The organism is Actinacidiphila sp. bgisy167 (genome assembly GCF_965342175.1).
In the GTDB taxonomy this organism is placed as follows: Bacteria; Actinomycetota; Actinomycetes; order Streptomycetales; family Streptomycetaceae; genus Actinacidiphila.
In genome coordinates, this window is sequence record NZ_CBDRBL010000235.1 from 1 (window position 1) to 587 (window position 587).

1 protein-coding gene is annotated in these 587 nt (G+C 68.3%); it reads right to left on the minus strand.

Features of this window, described 5'->3' with window-relative positions; genetic code table 11:
- Positions 1-587 (minus strand): IS1634 family transposase (locus tag ACRWND_RS30945; protein ID WP_431955310.1); only part of this gene is annotated, 587 nt, incomplete at both ends.

Sequence of the window (587 nt, forward strand, 5' to 3'; positions counted from 1 at the left end):
CGATGGGCTCGTCCGGCTCCTCCAACTCGAAGTAGGTGCTGGTGGTGTCGAAGAACAGCAGGTCCACCTCCAGGTTCAGCAGGTGCGCGACCTCGTCGAAGACCTGCTTCTCCAGGTCGTCCTGCACCTCGTGGAGCCAGTCCATCGCCCGGTAGCAGGACTGCTCGCCGACCTTGGGCAACGAGTCGATGTGCACGTCGTGAGTGATCCATTCGGCAGCTGCGAGCTTCGAGGAGGGGGCCAGTGCGCGGTTGGCGACCAGCGCGAACAGCACCCGCTCGGTCACGGACATCTCCCGGGGCCGGCCCCGCTTGGGCTGCCCGACGCCGGACACGATCTGGTCGATCTTCAGTCGGTGCCACAGGTGGTCCAGGACGTAGGCGCCGCCGAAGGGGACCGAGCCGGTGAACTCCAGCCCCGGCACGGGGTTCATGGCCAGGGCCTCGCCGGGCTCCAGCAGGCGCGACAAGGACGCGACCAGGCGCCGGATCGCGTCGCGGTCCAACTCGTCCTCCCGGCCGAAGGTGAACAGCACCTTCGGCACGGCCCGGCCCTTGACCGGGTCCCACTCGTTGTGAGCCAGGTGC